This window comes from Paenibacillus antri, from assembly GCF_005765165.1.
Lineage (GTDB): Bacteria > Bacillota > Bacilli > Paenibacillales > YIM-B00363 > Paenibacillus_AE > Paenibacillus_AE antri.
In genome coordinates, this window is sequence record NZ_VCIW01000019.1 from 109,268 (window position 1) to 129,571 (window position 20,304).

The window sequence follows — 20,304 nt, forward strand, 5'->3', positions numbered from 1 at the left end:
GGAAAGCCCACGAAAAAACCGCCGCCGCGCATGAGGCGCGGAAGCGGCTTCCGTGGTCCGGTCAATAAACGACTTTCACCGGTTGGCCCGTATCGGCGGATAGGTTCGCCGCGGCGGTCACCGCCTGCGTTCGGTACGCGTCCGCGTAGTCGGAACGGATGCGCGAGACGTCGCCCGTGCGCACGGCGTGAAGGAACGCCTCGTTCTCGGCCGCGTACGGATCGACCGCGTCGGTGTAGTCGGACCGGCTGCCGCCGCCGATCGCCGTCAGTCCCGACGGCGTCCAGTCGAGGCGCCCCTCGGGCGTGAAGAAGCTCAGCTGCACCGAGCCCGCGTCTCCGGGCAGCAGGCACGTATTCGAAATCGTCGCCACCGCGCCGCCGCTCAGCTTCAGCACGACCGAGCCGACGTCCGGCACCGTTACGTTCTCGTGCGTCTTATGCATCGCGCGGCTGCCGTAAGCGGCGTACACCTCGTCTACCTCGCCGGCGACGTAGCGAAGCAGGTCGACGAGATGCGTCGTCTGCTCGACGAACTGCCCTCCGGAGCCTCCCATGCTTCTCCACCACGGCACGCCCGGCATGCCGCCCATCCAGCCGCCCGTCGCCATGCCGACCGTGCGCTCCGCTAAGATCGCGCGCAGCCGCTCCGAAATCGTTCGATAACGAAAATGATACCCGACCGACGTAATCAATCCCTTGTCCCGGATCCGGCCGAGCAGCTCCTTCGGAAGCGCGGCGTCGATGCCGAGCGGCTTCTCCACCAAGAACGGGATGCCCCGTTCGATCAGCTGCCGCTCCATATCCCCGTGCGCCATCGGCGGCACGCATAGATAGACGGCGTCCAGCTTCTCCCCGTCCAACATGTCCTGCATCGACGCGTAGCCGCGCGCGGCGTCGAAGCCGGCGGCCATCGTCTCCGCCTTCTCCTTCGTCGTGCCCAAGATCGCCGCGACGCGCACGCCGTCCGTCTTCGTCAGCTTGTCCGCATGCACCTTCGAGAACCAACCGGTGCCCGCGATTCCGATTCGCAATGTCATATCGGCCTTGCCTCCTCCTCATCGGGTTCCGTTGGCATGGCTTCGACGGCGACCAACCGAATACGCCTCGAACCTTATTCCCCACGGTCCCTTCGATGGTTTTGCTCCCATCTTACACGAACCGTCCCGGCATGACTATATTCTTCCTTCACTCCGCCATCAAGACGGACGGGTGAAAGACGCGGTCCACCGCGGTCAGCACCCGGTCCGCGTTGAACGGCTTCAGAATATAATCCTTCGCGCCGCGATGGACCGAATTGACGATCAAGTGCCGGTGACCGAGCGCGGAGCACATGATGACCTTCGCCTTCGCGTCCATCCGCATGATATGCTCCAGCGCTTCGATGCCGCCCATCTCCGGCATGTTCAGGTCCAGAATGACGAGCTCGGGACGATACGCCCGATACTTATCGATCGCCTCCAGGCCGTTCGCCGCCTCCGTTACGACCGTATGTCCGGCCCTCTCCAACAGATCCTTCAACATGACCCGCAAAAAAGCGGCATCGTCCGCGATCAATATCGTCGCCATCCCTAACTCAGCTCCTTCTCGCTTCCCAACCGTTCCTTGTTTTTACCAATTGTAGCACCCCCCGCTGAACAAAAACTGAACAACAAAAAAGAACGGGGGCCGCGATGCCGCGCTCCCCGTTCCCTCGTTACGCCCTTCCGTAATGCTCCTCGTACCAAGCCGCGATGCCGGCCTCCGGTTCCTCGCCGGCCTCCTCCCGCAGCGCCTCCCGCATCTGCGCGTACGTGCGCCGCACCTCCTGCGCCTGTCCCTGCCGATGAAACATTCGCATCAACAACGAATAGCTCTCCTGCACGGACGGGAATCGGGCGATCACGTCCGTCAGCAGCGAATACGCGACGCTGCTCCACGACCGTCCGCCGAGCTCGCCGGCGAAGCGCAGCGCGCTCTCCAACCACTTCATCCGGAGCCGTTCCCGCTCCTGCTCCGCCCATAGATAGCCTTCTTGCTCGAAATAATCGCCCCGATACAACGCCATCCAACGCTGCAGCTCCTCGATCGGCAGCGGATCCTTGTCGACCAAGTCCGCCAGCTTTCGCTCCCACAGGTCGACGTCCACCGCGACGCCGTGCAGTTCGAGCCGATAGCCGCCGTCCACGAAGCTCAGCTTGATCGGCAGCGACAGCCCCTTCACCGTCTGGCGAATTTGATATACGGTCGTATGCAGATGCGTCTGGGCTTTGAGAAGATCCATCTCCGGCCACATCAGATCGAGAAGGGCGTCTTTGGATACCGCCCGGTCCCGCATATGAAGCAGGTACGAGAATACCTCCTTCGCCTTCGTCGTGCGCCAAGGGATCTCCAGCGCCCGCTCCTCCCCTTCGCTCGCCCCGGCGCTGAGCCGAAGGAAGCAGCGTAACGCCGGGGCGGCCCGCTTCTCCTCCGTCTCGTCCGCGCCGGACGGACGGGGCATCCGCGACGCGAGCCGCGCCAGCGTCGTCTCGAGCCGCTTCGTCTGCACCGGCTTCAGCAAGTAGTCCGTCGCGTTCAGCTCGAAGGCGTTCACGGCGTATTGATCGTATGCCGTCACGAACACGATCTGCACGTCGGGAAGCCGCGCGAGCAGCCGCTCCGCCGCGACGATCCCGTTCATCCCCGGCATCTCGATATCGACGAAGGCGACGTCGGCCGCGAGCGACTCCGCTTGAAGCAGCGCCTCGCGCGGATCCGAGAACGCGCCGAGCACGTCGACCCCTTGACGCCGAAGCATACGTTCCATGCCGGCGAGCGACAGCGGTTCGTCATCCAGAATGATCGCTCTCATGTTCATCGATTTCGGTCGGCACCTCCTTCGTTCCGATCGGAATTTCGAAGCGAACGGTCGATCCTCGGTCCGGCGAGGACTCGATCGTCAGCCCTTGGCCGTATACGTGCAGCAAGCGCCGATGAATGTTCGTCAGTCCGATGCCGCCCTCGTGCCGTCCCGACAAGATGCGCTCGGCCGTTCCTTCCGCGAAGCCGATCCCGTTGTCCGAGACGGCGACGACGATTCGATCCATCCGCGGCTCGACGTCGATCCGCACCTCGCCGCCGCCGGGCCGCTTCAGGATGCCGTGCCGCAGCGCGTTCTCGACGATCGGCTGAATCGACAGCGGCGGCAATTCGAACGCGGCGTACTCCGGCACGTTCGCGACGATGCGCATCCGCTCTCCGAAGCGCGCCCGCTCCACGGATAAGTACGATTCGACGAGCGTCCACTCCATCGCGAACGGAACGACGTCGTTCAGATTGCGAAGATCGAAGCTGTTCTTCAAATACAAGCCGAAGTCCGTCAGCACCTCCCGCATCCGGTCGGGATCCGTCTCGCTCAGACTGGCGATCGTGTTGAGCGCGTTAAACAGGAAATGCGGCTTGATCTGCGCTTGAATGAGCGCCATCTCCATATGCAGCTTCTCCCTGACGGACTGCTTCAGCTGCAGCAGCGTCCGCACGCGCGCCTTCAGCTCGGCGGAATCGACCGGCTTCAGCACGTAATCGTTCGCGCCGGCGTCGAAGCCGGCCATCAGATCCGCGGGCTGGCTTCGGGCCGTCAAGAACAAGACCGGCAGCTCATGGAACGAGAACCGGCTCCGGATGAACCGGCACAGCTCGTACCCCGTCTTGCCGGGCAGCGAGACGTCGAGAATGACGGCGTCCCATCGCGGCGCGCCCGTCAGCGCCCGCATCGCCTGCGAGCCGTCCGACACCGCGTCGACGCTGTATCGCTCGTTCGTCAACAGCTCGTACACGACCTTCAGGCTGACCGGGTCGTCCTCGACGAGCAGGATGCGCGGCGCGTCCCTCACTTCCTTGCGGTACGACTTCTCCATCGCCCTCGGCCGATCCTCCGTCTCGGATCGATTCTTCCAACCGGACGCGTCCTGCAGGGAGGCCTTGCTCCGTTCCTCCAGCTTCGCCGCGGCGGCGGCCGTCTCGGCAAGCACCGACGCGGGCGCCAGAGGGAGCGTGAACCGGAACGCCGTATGCCGGCCCGGATTCGACTCGACGGAGATCGATCCCCGCTGCAGCTCGACCAGCTTCCGCGTGATGGCGAGGCCGAGACCCGCTCCCTTCGGCGCGGCCTCGCCTTCCGCATACCCTTGCCGGAACTCGTCGAAGATCGCATCGAGCTGATCCGGCGGGATCCCCTTCCCGTCGTCCGTCACCGAGATCTCGACGAACGAGCCGACCGTCTCGGCTTCGACCGCGATCGTCTTCGCGTCGGCGTGTTTCATGGCGTTGTTAAGTAAATTGAACAAAATTTGCATCACCCGCTGATCGTCCGCCAGCACCCTCGGCAGGTCGCTCGGCACCCGGTTCTCGAAGCGGACGGTTCGATCCTCGGACACGTACGGCAGCAGCTCCCACACGCCTTCCGCGGCCGTTCGCAGATCGACCGCCTTCAAGTTGATGTGCATCGTGCCCTCGTTCAGCCGGGACAAGTCGAGAATATCCTCCAACAGATGAGACAGGTTGCGGCCCGTCGACACGATTAATCGAAGCCGTTCCGCCTTCGCCGCGTCGAGCCCGCCCTCGTCCAACGAAAGCTGCGCCATGTTGATCATCCCGTGCAGCGGCGTGCGCAGCTCGTGGGACGTCGTCGCCAGAAACTCGCTCTTCATCCGGTCGGCCTGCACCAGCTGCATGGAAGCTTGTTCGACCTTCTTCAGATTGTCGAAGAACCGCTTCGCGAGCAGCACGCCCATCGAAAAGACGAAGGCCAGCATCTCGATCGGAAAGAAGAGGTTGGAAGGCTGGAGACCGAGGAACGTCAGCCCGACGAACAGATGCTCATAGAACAGACAGAGCGCTCCGAGCAGCGCATACACCGATTCGGTCTTGCGGGTCAACACGCCGGCGAGCAGCCACGCCATCAAGTACAACGACAAGAGCCCCTCGAAGCCCATAAGCAAGTAATCGTAGGACGAGTATACGAACACTTCGCTCAAGAGACAGAAGACCGTCAGCAGCGCCGTGACGACCGTCGACAGACGGACCACCCAAAGAGACGCATACTGGGGGAACATAAACCGTACGAACCAGAGAATCGTAAAATAAATCGAGAGGGAGGATAACATCTGGAGCTTGCTCTGCCACTCGTAGCTCAGCGTCGGCCACCAGACGAACAACAGCTTCTCCCCGTGGGTCGCCCCGAACGCCAAATACGCGAGGAAGAAGCACCCGAACCAGAACAGCTCCGGGTTTTGCCGCCGAAGCGCATAGACCGCGATGAACAGCAGCCCAAGAGTGAGAAACAGTGCGCCGAGAATCGTCTCTACCATCTTCTCGGCCTGTTCCTCGCGCACGACGTTGTGCACGGTGCCGAGCTGGAACGTATCGAAGACGCCGCCCTGATTGCCGTAATGGAAGTTGGCCGTATGGACGGTCAGCGTCAGCGTATCGCCTCGTACCGCCGTCTCGGCGACGTACGGCGTATTTTGCGGAGACGTCGACGCCCGGTCGACGCCGGGCGTTCCGCTTCCGCCGACGGGCTCGCCGGAGACGTACAGCCAGTGCGCCGTCCGCACGTTGGACGAACGCAACGCCAACGCGAGCCGGTCCCGATCCTCGTCGGAGAGCAGCACCCGCAGCCGATACGTCCCGTATCCGAACGTCGTCTCTCCGTCTTCCGATAAGGCGTCGTCCCACTTGCCCGGCACCTGCAGGGGGACCGGCTCGACGCCCGACGGATCCTCCGTCGAAGGATCGACGTAAGCGGACGGGTAGAACAGCCACTCCCCCTCCAATCGGACGGTGCCGTCCTCCGCGAGATTCCAGTCCCGCAAATCCAGGGTGCCCCCGGCCGCTTGAGGCGAAGGGGCTTCCGCGACGAAGAGAGCGTATCCCCGGAAGAACATGAGCACTGCAAAAGCCGCCAAAATCCAGATTTTCTTACGACTCATCGGACGACCCGCTTTTTCCCGTTATATTGAACCTATTGATTTCATTCTAGCAGGAAAGCGTAGTCCCCACTACCGTTACGCGCGAAAAAGCAGCCCCCCGCGAACGGGGGGCTGCGGCGCACCGCCGCGACCGCGCGGTTACGGCGTCGGCAGAAGCAGCGAATGCAAACTTTCGAATTCATATCCTTGCGCTCTGGCGTAGTCGATGATGCGGGCCATCGCGTCCGCGTTGTCCTTCGAGACGGAATGCAGCAGCAGGATCGCGCCGGGATGCAGCTGAGCGGTCACTTGGCGGAACGCGTAATCGGCGCCCTTCTGCCGCTTCGTATCCCAATCGACGTACGCGACCGACCAGAACACGTTGACGTAGCCGAGCTTCTTGCTCGCCGCGAGCGTCCGGTCGCTGAAGATGCCGCGCGGCGGCCGCAGAAACAGCATGTCCTTCTGCTTCGTGACGGCGGCGACGCCCGCCTTCACCCGCTCCAGCTCCCGCTCGAGCTCCGCGTCGGATACGGTCGTCAGATCCGGGTGGCTCCACGAGTGGTTGCCGATCAGGTGCCCCTCGTCCGCCATCCGGCGCAGCAGCTCCGGCTGCTCCTTAATATATTGACCCGTGACGAAGAAGATGGCCGGCACCTTCTTTTCCTTCAGCACGTCCAGGATTTTCGCCGTAAACCCGTTCTCGTACCCGTTGTCGAACGTCAGATACAACGTCTTGCGCGTGCCGTCGCCCTTGAAGAGCGCGCCGTGCTTCTCGACGAGCGGCAGGAACGGCTCCTGCGCGATCGATGCGGGCTCTCCGTTCTTGCTCTTCTTGAACCCGAAGTGAAACGGCGTATCCGTCCCCGCCGCCGCCGCGCCCGCGGCGGGGCTTGCGGCCGTCAGCAGCGACAGCAGCAGCAGCAGGGCGGCGCCGATTCGAAGTCTGATCATGGCGATCCTCCTCCTCGATAGGTTTCCATCATAGGTACTATCCCTCGGAATTTCGCCTCCCATTCGCGGCTCGCGCATTCAACAAAAAAACGGCCGGACGAGGGTTTCCCCTTATCCGACCGCTTCTTCCGTATTCGGCGCTTCCTTCTTCCGATTGACGACCACGATGCCGGCCGCCACGAGGACGAGCCCGAGCAAGATGTACCTGTGGAGCGCCTCGCCGAGCAGCAAGGCGGATAGAAGTACGCCGAACACCGGAATGAGGAACAAGTACATCGAGACGTTCCCCACGCGATTGTACTTCATGATCGTGTTCCACAAGACGAAGCCCGCCGCCGACAGGAAGGCCAAGTACGCCAGCATCCCCGCCGACGCGAGCGTGAAGTCGAATCGCGGCCAGCCGCCTGCCGTCGTCGCTCCCGCCGCCAGCAGGCCGATCGCCCCGAAGAGCATCTGATAGCCGGTGAGATACGCCACGGGCATCGAGGCCGAGCCGTCTCGAGCGAACAAGTTGCCGAGGCCGGCGGCCGCCATGGCGAGCAGCAAGCAGAGCTCGCCGGCGCCGAAACGCAGCTCGAACGCCCCTTGCGTCAAGTTCACGGCGACGACGCCCGCGAAGCCGACGAGCAGCCCGGCCGCCTTGCGGACGTTCAGCTTGTCGTCCGCGTACAGGAAGTGCGCGAAGAGCATCTGGAAGAACGAGGTCGTCCCCGAGATGACCGCACCCTGCATGCCCGTGGACAAGCTGAGGCCGATGTAAAACAACACGTATTGCAGGAACGTCTGGAAGACGCCGATCTTCAGCAGCGACGGCAGCGCGCTTCGCCGCAGCCCTACCTTGCTTCTCATCAACGAGGCGAAGATCAGGATCAGGATCGCCGCCAGCAGAAATCGCAGTCCCGCGAACCAGAGCAGCTCCGCCGTTTCGTCGGAGCGAATGTCAAGCGCCTCGTAGCTTCGCTTAATGACGGGGAAGGCGCTCCCCCATAACGCCGTGCATACGACCGCCGAAACGGCGACGCCGTACGGATTTGTGAAAAATTTCTTCGTATTCAAAACGATTCCCCGGCCGAGCCGTACCCCTTCTCCTTCGATAGCGTCGATGACGCTTTCCAAGGGTACAACACCGCGGGTCGCCGGTCAATGCCTCAAGACGCGGATCGGCCCGATTTCGCCAACAGCTCTTCCTCCGGCATCGGCTTGGAAAAGTAGTACCCCTGGATAATGTCGCAGCCTAATCGATGCATGAACAAGAACTGTTCCTCCGTCTCTACCCCTTCGGCGACGATCACTAGATCCAGGCTCTTGGCGAGCGCGACGATCGCCTTCACGATGCGGCATTGCTTCTCGTTGCTCAACATATCCTTCGTGAAGTTCTGCGCGATCTTCAGCGCGTCGACGGGGAGATGATGCAGGTCGCTCAGCGACGAATACCCGGTGCCGAAGTCGTCCAACGAAATATGGATGCCCTGCCTTTTGAAAAATTCGAGCTTGCGGATCGCTTCGTCGTCCCGCGTCAAGCTCTCCGTAATTTCCAGAACGAGAGCTTCCGGAGGCACGCCCGTCTCGCGTAAGACGTCCATCGTCCGCTTCGCGAAATCCGGCTGCCGGAATTGAACCGGCGATACGTTCACTGAAATCTCGAACGGCTCCGAGCACGCGTCCAGCCAAAGCTTCGCGAAGCGGCACGCTTCGCGAATCGCCCATTCGCCGATGCCGACGATGAGCCCCGTCTCCTCCGCGAGCGGGATGAATTCCGCCGGAGAGACGAGCGCTCCGTTCTTCCGCTGCCATCGGAGAAGCGCCTCCGCCCCGATCATCCGTCCGCTGACCGTCTCGTACATCGGCTGATAATGCAGCACGAACTCCCCCCGGTCCAGCGCCCTGCGGAGCGAATGCTCCAGCGCGGCGGTCCGCGCGAAGCTGCGATCCAGCTCCTCGGTGAAGAAGCAGTACCTTCCGCCTCCATGCGCCTTGGCCTTGTACATGGCCGCGTCGGCCTTCTTCAGAAGCCCCGCCGGCAAGCGAGCGTCCTGCGGGTACACCGCGATGCCCGCGCTCGCGCCCGTCAGCAGCTCGTGGGTACTCCACTCGATCGGCTTAGCAAGACAACGCAAGAACCGCTCCGTCCATTCGCCGATCTCGGCGTCGGAACGCATGCCTTGCAGCAGCACCGTGAATTCGTCGCCCCCCCGGCGGGAGACGATATGCTTTCCCTCCGCCTCGACCTTCATCCGGTCCGCGACTTGCCTGAGGAGCGCGTCCCCGACGTCGTGTCCGTAGCTGTCGTTAATATACTTGAAGCGGTCGAGATCGAAAAACAGCACCGCGATGCGCGACGACGGCGCCGTCTCCAGCGCTTCGGCCAGCGCTTTCTCGAAATGCATGCGGTTCGGGAGGCCGGTCAACGTATCGTGATTCGCCAAGTAGTCGGTCTCTCGGAGCAAGCGACTCGTTCCCCGCAGCAGCGCCCGATTTTCCATCATGACGAACGCCTGCCGCAGCATAATCAAGCTTACGATCACGCCGTTCGCGACGAGCGATTCGATTCGTTCCTCCCCGGGTTGCGTAATCGGCAGTACGAGAAGAACGGCGGCGACGCCGTACGGGAGCAGGTATCTAAGATTCTCCCCCCAACCGGAACGATGCCGTTCCGACACGCCGCCCGGCCGGCCGCCCAAGGCGTACATCCCCGCGGAAGCCAAAGCGAACATCGCGGCCGCATAGCTGACGTCCGCCCATCCGTCGGTGTCGGCGCCGCCCGCGAAGCCCGCCATGAAGAAGACGTCGCCGCACACGAAGAGCAGCAGCCCCGCCGTGAGAAAGCCTTGCACCCTCGGAGCGAACAGCCCCCGATACGCATATCCGATGAAGAGCAGGCAGAAGACGATGACCAGGTCCGAGACCGGATAGACGGCTACGGAAGAGATAGCGGCCCAATCCCGTTCCGACAGCATCATGCCGAGGTTGGGCTCCATGAAATATTCCCACATGACGGCGGCGACGACGATCAAAATAATGAACGCGTCGATCGCGACCTTCACGCCTTGATAGACGCTTCGCTCCTTCGCCATCAAATAACAGATCGCCGCGATGAACAGGACGGTCTGGGCGTTCCATAACGCGTCCGCGAGGCTCGGAACGGGCGGATCGATGCGGGCGAATCCTTCGTAGTAACTCCAGACGAGCAAGGCCAGAAAATAAAACAGACACCCGGTCGAAATCAGATGCCAGAACGTCCGATAGCTGCCCTCGCTTCGACGTGCGACGTGTCGCAGCAGCAGCCAGGCGAAGGCCGGGATGACGCATTGCAGCGACAGCCAGACGAGCGGCGTCGCGAGCTCCAACGTCGCCCCTATATGTAGTACCGCGATATATCCGGCGAAAACCGCCATCCAACGGGTTCGATTCCGATACCAAGACAAAGGGACGCCCCCTTCGACGACTGAATTCGATCCGATTCGGCCGAATTCGACCCATGATTTGGTTCGATTATAGGTCTGCTTTGTAACCGCTGTCTATCCCATGAACCTCACATTACAAACGCGCGATTCTTGCTTTACAAAACATTAAAAACCGCCACCGACGCGATGTCGGAGGCGGTTTGAGGGTTCGGCGGCTTTTTACAATTTTACGACGTTCTCCGCTTGCGGACCGCGGTTGCCTTGAACCACGTTGAATTCCACGCGTTGACCTTCGTCCAACGTCTTGAAGCCTTCGCCCTGAATGGCGCTGAAGTGTACGAAGACGTCGTCTCCCCCTTCAACCTCGATGAAGCCATACCCTTTTTCTGCGTTAAACCATTTCACTGTACCTGTCTGCATGCTTTGTGTACCTCCACAATAAAGTCTACCGTTGTTACTATATCCAACAATTCAGCGTTTCATCCTCCCTTTCGAAACTTTTTGAACGCGGCGACTATGTGGCATACTACGAAAGGCGGATTTCGCCGAAGGAGGGGCTGGCCTTGAACATTATGGACGGCATGGACGCCGCCCGGTTTACGTCCGGAAACCCCGGACCGGCGACGGAGGCTTCTTCGAAGAAGCGCAAGCGAGCCGGCTCGAATGCGGAGCCGGCTGCCCCGATGCCGCAGGTGCTGCGCAATTTGAACAACAAGTAGCTCCGCCGCGAGCGCTCCCCGGCCGTCGCCGCCTATAGCGGCTGCGAATTGGTCGCGGGGGCGCGTTTTCGCTACACTGAAAGATGGAACGCCGATTCGCTTTTTCGCGCGTATCCGCGATGGAGAGGAGCCAAGATTCCATGATCCCGTTCAGGTACCACAATCCCACGCAGCTGTATTTCGGCCGCGGCATGCTGGAGACGCTCCGGAAGCTCGCGCCGGCGTACGGCGCGAAGGTGCTGCTCGTCTACGGCGGCGGCAGCATCAAGAAGAACGGATTGTACGATCAAGTGATGCAGGAGCTGTCGGCCGCCGGCGCCGCCGTCAGCGAGCTTGCGGGCGTCGAGCCGAATCCGAGGCTGTCGACTGTACATAGAGGCGTAGAGATCTGTAAGAAGGAGCGCATCGATTTCATTCTCGCCGTCGGGGGCGGCAGCGTCATCGACTGCGTGAAGGCGATCGCGGTCGGCGCCAAGGTCGACTTCGACGTCTGGGACGTCATTACGCGGAAGGCGGCGGCCTCCGAAGCGCTGCCGTTCGGTACGGTTCTTACGTTAGCCGCGACCGGTTCGGAGATGAACTCGGGTTCCGTCATTACGAACTGGGAGACGAAGGAGAAGGTCGGCTGGGGCAGCCCGCATACGTTCCCGAAGTTTTCGATCCTCGACCCGAGCTTCACGTTCACGGTGCCTCGGGACCAGACCGTCTACGGCATGGTGGACATCATGTCGCACGTGTTCGAGCAATACGTCAGCCACACGACGAACGCGCCCGTCCAAGAAGGCTTCGCGGAGACGATTTTGCGCACGGTCATCGAGACGGCCCCGAAGCTTCTTGCGGACTTGGCCTCGTACGAGCATCGGGAGACGATTCTCTACAGCGGCACGATGGCGCTGAACGGAACGCTGTCGATGGGCGTGCAGGGCGACTGGGCCACGCACAATATCGAGCATGCGGTGAGCGCCGTATACGACATTCCGCACGGCGGCGGCCTCGCGATTTTGTTCCCGCATTGGATGGAGCACGTGCTGGACGAGAACGTCGGCCGGTTCAAGCGGATGGCCGTCAACGTCTTCGGGGTCGAGCCGTCGGGGCGGAGCGACCGCCAGACCGCGTTGGAAGGCATTCGCGCCCTGCGGGCGTTCTGGACGTCCATCGGCGCGCCGAACCGTCTCGCGGATTACGGCATCGGCGAAGAGCAGCTGGAGGTCATGGCCGACAAGGCGATGGCGAACGGACCGTTCGGCCAGTTCAAGAAGCTGCAGCGCGAAGACGTGCTAGCGATCTACCGGAAGTCGTTATAAGACGGAAAACGGGCCGCGGTCCGCACCTCTTCGGTGCGATTCGCGGCCCTTCGTTATGTGTCGCTTACGCCGGCGACAAGCCCGACAACGCCGCCGCCGTCTCCCGCTCGCCTTCCGACGGGATCGGGAACGACGCCCGCTCCCGTTCGCATAGCCGCGTCCAAGCGTCGACGCAAGACGGGTCGAAGTGGCTGCCCCGCTGCTCCGCGAGAATGGCCATGGCCGCCTCGTGCGTCATCGCCTTTCGGTACGCCCGGTGCGACGTCAACGCGTCGTACACGTCCGCGACCGCCACGATGCGCGCCAACAGCGGAATGCGCTCGCCCGCCAGCCGATCCGGATACCCGCGGCCGTCCCATCGTTCGTGATGCCAACGGATGATCTCCAGCTCGTCCTTCATGAAGCCGAGCTCCCTGCACATCTCATAGCCCTTGACGGGATGCAGCTCGATGACGGCGCGTTCCTCGTCCGTCAGCCGTCCGGGTTTGTTCAGAACGGCGTCGGGCACCTCGATCTTCCCGACGTCGTGGATGACCGTCCCCTGCGCCAAAGCGCGCTGCCGATCCGGGCGAAGTCCCATCTCCTCGCCTAACTTAAGCGCATACAAGGTCACCCGCAAATTATGGCCGGCCGTATATGGATCCTTCTTCTCCGTGGCGATCATGAACGCCTTGATGCTCGGCGAGATGGCGCTCGTCACGCGTTCGACCGAGTCGGTCGTATAAAGCGCACGGAACGCGCTCGTTAAGGAGCCGCTGCCGCCGTACTGCTTCGCGAGCCCGACGAGCATCGAAATCATCGAGGCGAGCAGGAGGAAGTGATATAACCACCAGCTGGCGCGCCAGAGCTCTCCCTGCACCATGATCAATTGACTGACGACGATGAGCGCCGAGCTGTATACGATCGCGAGCTGCAGCGGAAACCGGGAATATAAATAAGAACGATAATACCGATACATAACGGTTCCTAGGAGCAAGATCGTCGCGCTCGCCACGCTCCAGTTCACGGGCTCGGCGGTCAGCGGAATGAACGCCACGAGCTCCGGCCGGAGCATCAACAACGTTCCTACGCCGATCAAGCCGACCGTCCACGACGGCAGCAGCGATGCTTGCCTGCGGGAGAAATATTGCACCCACGGGTGATCCGCCGACAACGAGGACATGAACAGCCAGAACGTCGCGAAGATCAAGCTGAGCGGGCTGCTGATGCTGGGCAGCTGCGAAGGATGAATCAGGAAGTGCGGAGTGGACAAGCCATGAACGGAAAAGATGACGGACAGCGATAAGAACGCCAGCGACAAGAACGTCACCTTCGTATTCCGCAGCCGAGCGCCCGCGATTCCGACGGCGAACGCGATGCCCGCGGCCAGCAGCGAAACGACGCTGACGACGTAGAAGTGGCCGGTCGGGGCGCTAAGCGACAGGTCGAACGGCGTTCCTCGCAACCCTGCGAATGCTCCGTACGATGCCAACATCACGGCGATCGGCCCGATCATACTGCGGTACCTCATGAAATACCTACTCCGTTTCGTGTTTGGCCTGGGTAATATGACTTATTCCCTTAATAATAGAACACGAAACGAGAATTGAAAACTCTTATCGGCTGATTCTCCCCTTGAAAAACCAATGCTTCGTCAGCGTGAAAAACAAGATCGTCGCGCTCTGCGCCAGTAAATACACGATGAAGGAATACCCGGGATTCCACTCCTTGTAAGTGAACACCTGGAACTTCACGCTGAGCAGCTCGAAACACACGCCCAGGGCCGAGCCGACCAGCACGTAGACCGGTATCGCCGGCCCCGCGATTCTCAGCCTATGGTAGAAGTATATGTACAGATAACCGGCCGCCGGGTACAGGAACCATGTCGCGAAATCGGACACGTCGAACACCGGTATTTCGTTCGTGTCATAATAATCCAATGGGGCTACGCCCAACGTATGGTCGGCGCCCTTGGCCAGGCTGATGCTGAATAGCCCGATCAAGAGCGCGATCGACTTTGGGAACAACCTCGGCAGACGGAATACGGTCGTGTACGCGATCGCGAGGCTGATCAACAGAAACCATTCGTTCTGATCGAAATCGCTGAACGGCTTGATCACCGGACGATGCCCTCCTTCCGCAGCAATCTTCGGAAGCTCCCCGTGAGCGCCCGCGCGGCCGCATAGACGAATACCGCTTCCGCGAGCGACAGCCAGCTCGGCCAGCCGTCGGCAGGCTTCCACGCGCCTAAGGCAACCATAGCGAAATCGACCCCGAGCAGAGCCGTCACGGCGAGCGCCGCGGCGGACGCCTCCCGGAGCGGCCGAACGCGGTCGGCCACCGCGTCGATCGCCCATACGACGATAAGCGGGGTGAGGAAATATAGGTTCAGCATGCGCAGGTAGAGCGCTTGAAGCGTGGGCGGCACATCCACGAGCTTCAGGTTGAGGAACGCCACGTTGAACATCGCGTCCTTCACGAACACCGCGACCATCCAGCATAGCACGAGCGCCAGCGCCGGCAGACGCTTCGTCTTCACGACGAACGACAAGAAAGCAAGAATCGATACCGCGAGCAACGCGACGACGGCCACGCCATCCCCGCCCTTCGTAACGGAGTCACAAACATATTCTATATGCAAATATGCCCATAACGCGCGTCGCTAAACGGATTTTCCGCAGTTATGCCTTCGCCAGCAACCCCTTATACATCTTAATCGCTTGGAAATGCATGCCTTCGTGGTACAATGTAAAATTCAGGAACGCATCCGTGGCCGTAAGCGTGATGCCCGTCGACGTCGTATAGGGCTTCGGCGCGCCTTCATGCAGCCGGCCGTCCCACGTGTCGACGATCCGTTTCGTTTGGTCGCGAAGCATCTCCGTCAACTCGGCCAGCGCGGGCGGACGATCGGCCCACGTTGCGGGCGACGAGCCCGGGGCGAACCATGCGGCGAACCCTTCGGGAATTTCGGCTTCCCTCCCTTGCGCCGAGAACGCGAAGCGCTCCTGCACAAAGTAAATATGCCCGGCCTGCCATAACACCGAATTCCGGAATCCGGCCGGAACCGCAGCCGCCTGCGCCTCCGATACGTCCTGCAGCGCCTTCACGGTCTGACCTCGAACGAACGCCAATTGCTCGAACAAATACGCGGACATGGGCATGCACTCCTTAAAGGATTGGATGAATTTGGAGAACAGTATACCATAACCCTTATCCTTCCGTTACGGTTGTCCTCCGATTTGCGTTATAATAGGATTTATCCGAAATTCGATCGACGACAAAGGAGGCGGCGAACCATGGCCGACGCGCCGGAACAGCGATTCAAAATATGCGCCTATTGCCAAACGTCGAAGCCCGCCGCCGACTTCCTGCGACGCACGGGCCGACGCGCCGGCAAGAACGCTAGGCGGGGACCTTGCCGCGCGTGCCGGATCGAGCGCAAGACGAAGCTCTTGCCCGCACCGGAGCCGCAGCCAGCGCTTTCACACGCGCACGCGGCCCCCCCGCCTCCGGCGGATCCCGCTTCGCCGCAGCCGAAGAAACCCGCTTGGCGGCGCCCGCCGCTGCCCGCGCCGACGCCGCGGCCCGAGGGGCCGGACGTCTCGGTGCTCCGCGTCAACCGTCAAGGGCTCGTCGGCATGCGCGGCAAGACGGACAAGGGCCGGCGTTGGTACCAAGAGACCGATCTCGAGACGGCGGTCACGCTCGTCAAGGAGCACGCCGCCGTCGTCGTCAACCGGCATACGATCCGCCGCATCTACAGCAATAAGGCGTTCCGGCGTTACATCTTGGACCGGGACAGGTACACCTGCTTTTTCTGCGGAGAGCCCGGCGACACGATCGACCATCTGCTCCCTCGGGCCAAGGGCGGACATACGACGCCGGTCAACTGCGTGTGCGCCTGCAATCTATGCAACCAGAGCAAGGCGGATACGGATCTCCAGGTCTTCATCGAGCGAAGGCGCGGCGAATAAGAAGAGACGCCTCGGAGGTTTTCCTCAGGTGTCTCTTTTTCGTTTCCCTTACCTCTCTTTCGCCGGCTCCCCCTTATCGAGTTTGACGAAGAACGACACGGCGACCGAGATCGCGATCAGTCCGAGCGGCACGACGCTGATCAAGGTCCGGAACGTCGCCTCCGGATTCGGCCCCGGATTGTCGCCGCTCTCGTAGCCGAAGAGAATGCCGACCACGAGGAACGCCAAGGCGGAGATCAGGCCGCTGGAACGCGTGATGAAGCCGCTTACGGCCGTGTAGATTCCTTCGCGGCGACGTCCTGTCTTCTCGTAGTCCCGATCGATGATCATGCCGGAGACGATCGGCGGCGTCACGAAAAATCCGGCGAGCCCGAACCCGACGAGAATGCCCGCCGCGATACCGGTAGCGAGAGAGTTGCCGAACCACAGCGGGATGACGGACAGCCCGTAGGCGATCAAGCTCAGCCTCCAGCCCTTCACCGGATCCATCTTGCGGATGAGCCGATACCAGACCCCGACGAGCGGAATGACGGAGACGAACATCGCGGCGAGCAGGATCGTGACTTGCGCCTCCGGGATTTTCAACACGTACTTGGCGTAGAACGGGATCATCGAGCTCAGCAAGCCGTTCACCGTCTGCGCGAAGGAGTTCGCGACGTTGAACGTCCAGAACGCGCCGTTCTTCAGCGTCTCCCGGAACGCTTCCTTGAACGGAAGCGGCGGCGTCCGACGCGCTTCCTCGTCCTCGCGCACGGAGCCCGCGAACAGCAGCATCAAGACCGCGAAGACGAGCGCATAGACGATCGACATGCCGTTGAAGCCGATCGCGGCGAACAACAGCGGCGTGGCGGCCGTGCCGATCAGCAGCGCGACGATCTGAAAGCCTTGCTGCACGGCGGACGCTTTCGCGCGTTGCGCGTTGCCGCGGAACAGCTCCGGGAACAGCGCTCCGTAGTTCACCCAGAGCACCGTGGCGACCGCTTCGTAGAACACCAGCGCGATCAAGAACCACGCGAACAAGCCGTACCCCTGCAGCCCCTCCGGCACGCTGAACACCAGAATGAACGACAGCATGAACAGCGGAATCGCGCCTACGATCCATGGCCGCCTACGGCCGTATTTCGTGTCGGTTCGATCCGACCAATACCCGAACAACGGCTGATTCGCCGCGTCCCAGACGAGGAAGATCGTGCGAGCCAGCGTCGCCAGCCCGAGGCCCAGCCCCAGCTTCTCCACGTAATAATAGCTGTAGAACGAAGAGAACGCCTGGCTTGGAATCATCATCGCCAACATGCCCAGCGCATACATCGCCGGAGAATTTTTGCCCTTCCCGAACATGCCCTGCCGCCCCCGTTCGCTTATCGCTTCCTTTTCCTGTATATTCGCCGGCCGCTCTCTTTCTTCCTTCTATCGAAAAAGACGGCGAGCGTCGCCGCTCACCGTCCGTCCTTCGCATACGTTCTCCGCACGACGTCCAGCACGTCGAGCTTCTGCTTCGTCTTCTCGTGGATCAACCACCGATCCCGGACATGATCCACGAACAGGACGCCGTCCAGATGATCGATCTCGTGCTGCATGCAGCGGGCAACGTCCCCCTCGGCCTCCAACGTTACGCGTCGACCTTGCCGATCCAAGCTCTCGACCCGTACGTAGCTCGCCCGCTCCACCTGACCGAAAAATCCGGGGAACGACAGGCAAGCTTCGAATCCGATCTGCGAGCCTCGCCGCTCCGCGATCCGCGGGTCGATCAGCCCTTCCCCCATATCGAGCACGGCGAGCCGCCGATGGATGCCGATCTGCGGAGCGGCGAGGCCTGCCCGGCCTTCGTCCGCGTACAACGTGTCGGCCAGGTCTTCGAGCGTCTTCAGAATTCTTGGGGTAATCTCCCCGACCGGCTTCGCCTTCGCGCGCAACGCCGGGTCTCCGAACGGCAGTATCGTTCGTACGACCATGACTATGCCCCCTTGGAGCGACGGGGCGGCGTATGCACCCATAGTTCGCTCGGCGTGCAGTCGAGCGCCGTGCATAGAGCATCCAACGTATCGGCCTTCATCTGCTTCGGCTGCCCGTTCAGCAGCGCGCTGACCGATGGCGCGGACAGCCGGTAGCCGGCTCGCTCCTCCAATACGCGGGCCAGCTCGGCCCCCGACCAGATGCCTCGCTGCGCCATGACTTGCCGGAGCATCCATTCCAACATCGTCATCTCTCCCTCGCGAAAATTAGGTATCGCCTTATTTTATTAGCTATCACCTAATTTATCACTCGGCCACCTCGATGTCTATCCCATAGCGATAAACATACACCTTCGTCGCATAGACGTCTCGACAGACGACGACCCGCTCCGGCCTCCGTTCGGGTATCGCGAAGCCTACGCTGACGACGCGCGCCCCGGGGCGCAGCCCCCGCTTCCATACGCCGTCGAGGCGCGACATCGCCCCGGGGTACAAATAGCAGACGACGAGGTCGACCTCGTCGTAGGGGAAATCGTATAGGTCGCCCCGCCGGAACGTAACCCGCTCGCCGACGCCGGACAGGACGGCAAGCAGCTTCGACGCGAGCCACGGGACCGGCGAGTTTTCGACGCCGACGATCGTCCGGCCCGGATTGCGCCTTGCGATCGCCAGCGCCAGCGTGCCCCATCCCGCGCCCGCCTCCGCGATTCGGCCGGTCGGGCCGAGCCGCGCGACCTCCTCGGCGACGGCTCGCCGAACCGGCGCGGACGCGGGCATCGGCGAGATGCCGTTCTTCCAGCTCGCGATCACGATCGAGAGCGCGGCGGCCAGCGCGATCGCCGCGATCGCGTAGCTCATCTTGGCCCTCGCTTAAAATCGGAACCGCTCGTGGCCGCGGTCCTCGACGTGATCGATGCCTTCCAGCGCAAGCAGCCTCTTCTTGACCGCCAACCCGCCGCGGTAGCCGGTCAGCGTGCCGTTCGCCCCTACGACACGATGACAGGGCAGGATGACCGGCAGCGGATTCCGTCCGTTCGCCGCCCCGACCGCGCGCGTCGCCGTCGGGCGGCCGATTTCCTCCGCCAGCCGGCCGTACGTCCACACCTCGCCGTACGGAATGTTCGCGAGCGCCGCCCATACTTCCCGTTGGAACGGCGTGCCCATCAGATCCATCGGGATGTCCTCGAACCCGACGCGCTCGCCCGCGAAATACCGGCGCAGCCGATCCGCCGCGCCGAACGCCTCGAAGGGGCCACGATCGGCGCGAAGCTGCGCTCCCGGCCTCATCTTCTCCAGCCATGCCCGCGCCTCGCCCAATTGGTCTTCGTTATATAACAATCCGCATACGCCGCGCTCGCTCCCGAGCAGCGTCCAAGTCGCTTCCGCATCCGGCAGCGTATAGTGGTAAACCGTTCCCGCTTCCATCGTCACTCGCTCCTCGTTCTTCGTTCGTTCCGGTACGCCGTCGGCGTCATCCCCGCGCCGCGCGCGAACCAGACGGTGAAGTGCGACGCCGTCCCGAATCCGATCGACGCCGCGATGTCGGCGACGCTGTCGTCGGACCGCGCCAGCCGACGCTCGGCTTCTTCGCGCCGCAGCCGTTCCACCGTCTCCGCCGGGGAGACGCCCCTCACTCGCTTATACGTCCGTTGCAGATGGTACGGGCTTACCGCAAGCTCGTCGGCAAGCGCCGACAGCGTGACCTTATCCGCGTAGCGCCCGGCCAGGATGGCGTCCGCTTGGGCGGCCATCGCGGCGTCCGGCGACAGAACGCCGTTCTCGTCCGGCTTGCATCGCTTGCACGGCCGAAAGCCCGCGGCGAGCGCCGCCTCCAGCGACGGATAGAACGTCACGTTCTCGGGCTTCGGCGTCTTCGCCCGGCAGGACGGCCGGCAGACGATCTTCGTCGTCCTCACGCCTGTATAGTATACGCCGTCGTACGTCGACTCCCGCCGCGCGACCGTCGCGTAGATGCGCTCGAACAGCTCTCGCTCCATGCGCTTTTCACCTCATATCAGCAGTATAAGCCAGACGCTCGCCCGCTCATAGCCCTCTCGCATAGGAGCGCAACATTACGAAAGCGGGTCGG

Annotated in this window: 21 protein-coding genes; 3 read left to right on the forward strand and 18 right to left on the reverse strand. The window is 62.2% G+C overall.

What is annotated here, in order from left to right:
• Positions 1 to 61: 61 nt before the first annotated feature.
• From FE782_RS24015 to FE782_RS24050, 8 genes are all read right to left on the reverse strand, one after another.
• Positions 62 to 1,039: a Gfo/Idh/MocA family protein gene (locus tag FE782_RS24015; protein ID WP_138196889.1), complete on the reverse strand. Its 978-nt coding sequence runs from the start codon at positions 1,037 to 1,039 to the stop codon at positions 62 to 64.
• A gap of 148 nt (positions 1,040 to 1,187) precedes the next feature.
• Positions 1,188 to 1,568, reverse strand: a complete 381-nt coding sequence (locus FE782_RS24020) for a response regulator (RefSeq protein WP_138196890.1) — start codon at positions 1,566 to 1,568, stop codon at positions 1,188 to 1,190.
• Positions 1,569 to 1,695: 127 nt separating this feature from the next.
• Positions 1,696 to 2,838: a response regulator gene (locus FE782_RS24025; RefSeq protein ID WP_138196891.1), complete on the reverse strand. Its 1,143-nt coding sequence runs from the start codon at positions 2,836 to 2,838 to the stop codon at positions 1,696 to 1,698.
• Positions 2,810 to 5,950 carry an ATP-binding protein gene (locus tag FE782_RS24030; protein ID WP_138196892.1) on the reverse strand — a complete coding sequence of 1,047 codons (3,141 nt, stop codon included), beginning with the start codon at positions 5,948 to 5,950 and terminating at the stop codon, positions 2,810 to 2,812. The genes FE782_RS24025 and FE782_RS24030 overlap by 29 nt, the downstream gene beginning before the upstream one ends.
• 138 nt (positions 5,951 to 6,088) lie before the next feature.
• A complete protein-coding gene (pdaA, locus tag FE782_RS24035; protein WP_138196893.1) occupies positions 6,089 to 6,883 on the reverse strand; it encodes a delta-lactam-biosynthetic de-N-acetylase in 795 nt (264 codons plus the stop codon).
• Between the two features lie 111 nt (positions 6,884 to 6,994).
• Positions 6,995 to 7,939 (reverse strand): DMT family transporter, encoded by a 945-nt coding sequence (locus tag FE782_RS24040; RefSeq protein ID WP_138196952.1) that lies wholly within the window; start codon positions 7,937 to 7,939, stop codon positions 6,995 to 6,997.
• A gap of 92 nt (positions 7,940 to 8,031) precedes the next feature.
• Positions 8,032 to 10,308: a putative bifunctional diguanylate cyclase/phosphodiesterase gene (locus FE782_RS24045; RefSeq protein ID WP_138196894.1), complete on the reverse strand. Its 2,277-nt coding sequence runs from the start codon at positions 10,306 to 10,308 to the stop codon at positions 8,032 to 8,034.
• A 198-nt stretch (positions 10,309 to 10,506) separates the two neighbouring features.
• Positions 10,507 to 10,707, reverse strand: coding sequence for a cold-shock protein (locus FE782_RS24050; protein WP_138196895.1), 201 nt, complete (start codon positions 10,705 to 10,707; stop codon positions 10,507 to 10,509).
• 143 nt (positions 10,708 to 10,850) lie between these two features.
• Between FE782_RS24050 and FE782_RS32405 the strand changes: the two genes are divergently transcribed.
• The gene (locus tag FE782_RS32405) at positions 10,851 to 11,006 is read left to right on the forward strand and encodes a hypothetical protein (RefSeq protein ID WP_158299521.1); all 156 of its coding nucleotides are present in this window, start codon (positions 10,851 to 10,853) and stop codon (positions 11,004 to 11,006) included.
• A 140-nt stretch (positions 11,007 to 11,146) separates the two neighbouring features.
• Positions 11,147 to 12,310, forward strand: coding sequence for an iron-containing alcohol dehydrogenase (locus tag FE782_RS24055; protein WP_138196896.1), 1,164 nt, complete (start codon positions 11,147 to 11,149; stop codon positions 12,308 to 12,310).
• Positions 12,311 to 12,374: 64 nt separating this feature from the next.
• Here the strand turns inward: FE782_RS24055 and FE782_RS24060 are convergent, their stop codons facing one another.
• The 4 genes from FE782_RS24060 to FE782_RS24075 all read right to left on the reverse strand — a co-directional run bounded on the left by FE782_RS24060 (position 12,375) and on the right by FE782_RS24075 (position 15,444).
• On the reverse strand, positions 12,375 to 13,820 hold the full coding sequence (locus FE782_RS24060; protein WP_138196897.1) for an HD-GYP domain-containing protein: 1,446 nt from the start codon (positions 13,818 to 13,820) through the stop codon (positions 12,375 to 12,377).
• Between the two features lie 85 nt (positions 13,821 to 13,905).
• A complete protein-coding gene (locus FE782_RS24065) occupies positions 13,906 to 14,409 on the reverse strand; it encodes a hypothetical protein (protein ID WP_138196898.1) in 504 nt (167 codons plus the stop codon).
• Complete coding sequence (locus FE782_RS24070) at positions 14,406 to 14,882, reverse strand: hypothetical protein (protein WP_138196899.1); 477 nt, start codon at positions 14,880 to 14,882, stop codon at positions 14,406 to 14,408. The genes FE782_RS24065 and FE782_RS24070 overlap by 4 nt, the downstream gene beginning before the upstream one ends.
• Before the next feature lie 88 nt (positions 14,883 to 14,970).
• Positions 14,971 to 15,444 carry a DinB family protein gene (locus tag FE782_RS24075; RefSeq protein ID WP_158299522.1) on the reverse strand — a complete coding sequence of 158 codons (474 nt, stop codon included), beginning with the start codon at positions 15,442 to 15,444 and terminating at the stop codon, positions 14,971 to 14,973.
• Positions 15,445 to 15,585: 141 nt separating this feature from the next.
• Between FE782_RS24075 and FE782_RS24080 the strand changes: the two genes are divergently transcribed.
• On the forward strand, positions 15,586 to 16,263 hold the full coding sequence (locus tag FE782_RS24080; RefSeq protein WP_138196901.1) for an HNH endonuclease: 678 nt from the start codon (positions 15,586 to 15,588) through the stop codon (positions 16,261 to 16,263).
• Positions 16,264 to 16,311: 48 nt separating this feature from the next.
• On the opposite strand, the gene FE782_RS24085 is transcribed toward FE782_RS24080, so the two are convergent.
• From FE782_RS24085 to FE782_RS24110, 6 genes are all read right to left on the reverse strand, one after another.
• Positions 16,312 to 17,601: an MFS transporter gene (locus tag FE782_RS24085; protein WP_138196902.1), complete on the reverse strand. Its 1,290-nt coding sequence runs from the start codon at positions 17,599 to 17,601 to the stop codon at positions 16,312 to 16,314.
• Between the two features lie 98 nt (positions 17,602 to 17,699).
• Positions 17,700 to 18,215 (reverse strand): peptide deformylase, encoded by a 516-nt coding sequence (gene def / locus FE782_RS24090; RefSeq protein ID WP_138196903.1) that lies wholly within the window; start codon positions 18,213 to 18,215, stop codon positions 17,700 to 17,702.
• 2 nt (positions 18,216 to 18,217) lie between these two features.
• Complete coding sequence (locus FE782_RS24095; protein WP_138196904.1) at positions 18,218 to 18,460, reverse strand: helix-turn-helix domain-containing protein; 243 nt, start codon at positions 18,458 to 18,460, stop codon at positions 18,218 to 18,220.
• A 61-nt stretch (positions 18,461 to 18,521) separates the two neighbouring features.
• The gene (locus FE782_RS24100) at positions 18,522 to 19,073 is read right to left on the reverse strand and encodes an SAM-dependent methyltransferase (RefSeq protein WP_138196905.1); all 552 of its coding nucleotides are present in this window, start codon (positions 19,071 to 19,073) and stop codon (positions 18,522 to 18,524) included.
• A gap of 12 nt (positions 19,074 to 19,085) precedes the next feature.
• The gene (locus tag FE782_RS24105; protein ID WP_138196906.1) at positions 19,086 to 19,640 is read right to left on the reverse strand and encodes a methylated-DNA--[protein]-cysteine S-methyltransferase; all 555 of its coding nucleotides are present in this window, start codon (positions 19,638 to 19,640) and stop codon (positions 19,086 to 19,088) included.
• Positions 19,641 to 19,642: 2 nt separating this feature from the next.
• Entirely contained in the window at positions 19,643 to 20,212 is a 570-nt protein-coding gene (locus FE782_RS24110) for an Ada metal-binding domain-containing protein (RefSeq protein ID WP_138196907.1), read from the reverse strand.
• Positions 20,213 to 20,304 lie beyond the last annotated feature (92 nt).

Bases quoted from the DNA above. Each gene is read 5' to 3' on its own strand.
- FE782_RS24015 (WP_138196889.1), bottom strand. From the start codon at position 1,039: ATGACATTGCGAATCGGAATCGCGGGCACCGGTTGGTTCTCGAAGGTG.
- FE782_RS24020 (WP_138196890.1), bottom strand. From the start codon at position 1,568: ATGGCGACGATATTGATCGCGGACGATGCCGCTTTTTTGCGGGTCATG.
- FE782_RS24025 (WP_138196891.1), bottom strand. From the start codon at position 2,838: ATGAACATGAGAGCGATCATTCTGGATGACGAACCGCTGTCGCTCGCC.
- FE782_RS24030 (WP_138196892.1), bottom strand. From the start codon at position 5,950: ATGAGTCGTAAGAAAATCTGGATTTTGGCGGCTTTTGCAGTGCTCATG.
- pdaA (WP_138196893.1), bottom strand. From the start codon at position 6,883: ATGATCAGACTTCGAATCGGCGCCGCCCTGCTGCTGCTGCTGTCGCTG.
- FE782_RS24050 (WP_138196895.1), bottom strand. From the start codon at position 10,707: ATGCAGACAGGTACAGTGAAATGGTTTAACGCAGAAAAAGGGTATGGC.
- FE782_RS24055 (WP_138196896.1), top strand. From the start codon at position 11,147: ATGATCCCGTTCAGGTACCACAATCCCACGCAGCTGTATTTCGGCCGC.
- FE782_RS24060 (WP_138196897.1), bottom strand. From the start codon at position 13,820: ATGAGGTACCGCAGTATGATCGGGCCGATCGCCGTGATGTTGGCATCG.
- FE782_RS24075 (WP_158299522.1), bottom strand. From the start codon at position 15,444: ATGTCCGCGTATTTGTTCGAGCAATTGGCGTTCGTTCGAGGTCAGACC.
- FE782_RS24080 (WP_138196901.1), top strand. From the start codon at position 15,586: ATGGCCGACGCGCCGGAACAGCGATTCAAAATATGCGCCTATTGCCAA.
- FE782_RS24085 (WP_138196902.1), bottom strand. From the start codon at position 17,601: ATGTTCGGGAAGGGCAAAAATTCTCCGGCGATGTATGCGCTGGGCATG.
- def (WP_138196903.1), bottom strand. From the start codon at position 18,215: ATGGTCGTACGAACGATACTGCCGTTCGGAGACCCGGCGTTGCGCGCG.
- FE782_RS24095 (WP_138196904.1), bottom strand. From the start codon at position 18,460: ATGTTGGAATGGATGCTCCGGCAAGTCATGGCGCAGCGAGGCATCTGG.
- FE782_RS24100 (WP_138196905.1), bottom strand. From the start codon at position 19,073: ATGAGCTACGCGATCGCGGCGATCGCGCTGGCCGCCGCGCTCTCGATC.
- FE782_RS24105 (WP_138196906.1), bottom strand. From the start codon at position 19,640: ATGGAAGCGGGAACGGTTTACCACTATACGCTGCCGGATGCGGAAGCG.
- FE782_RS24110 (WP_138196907.1), bottom strand. From the start codon at position 20,212: ATGGAGCGAGAGCTGTTCGAGCGCATCTACGCGACGGTCGCGCGGCGG.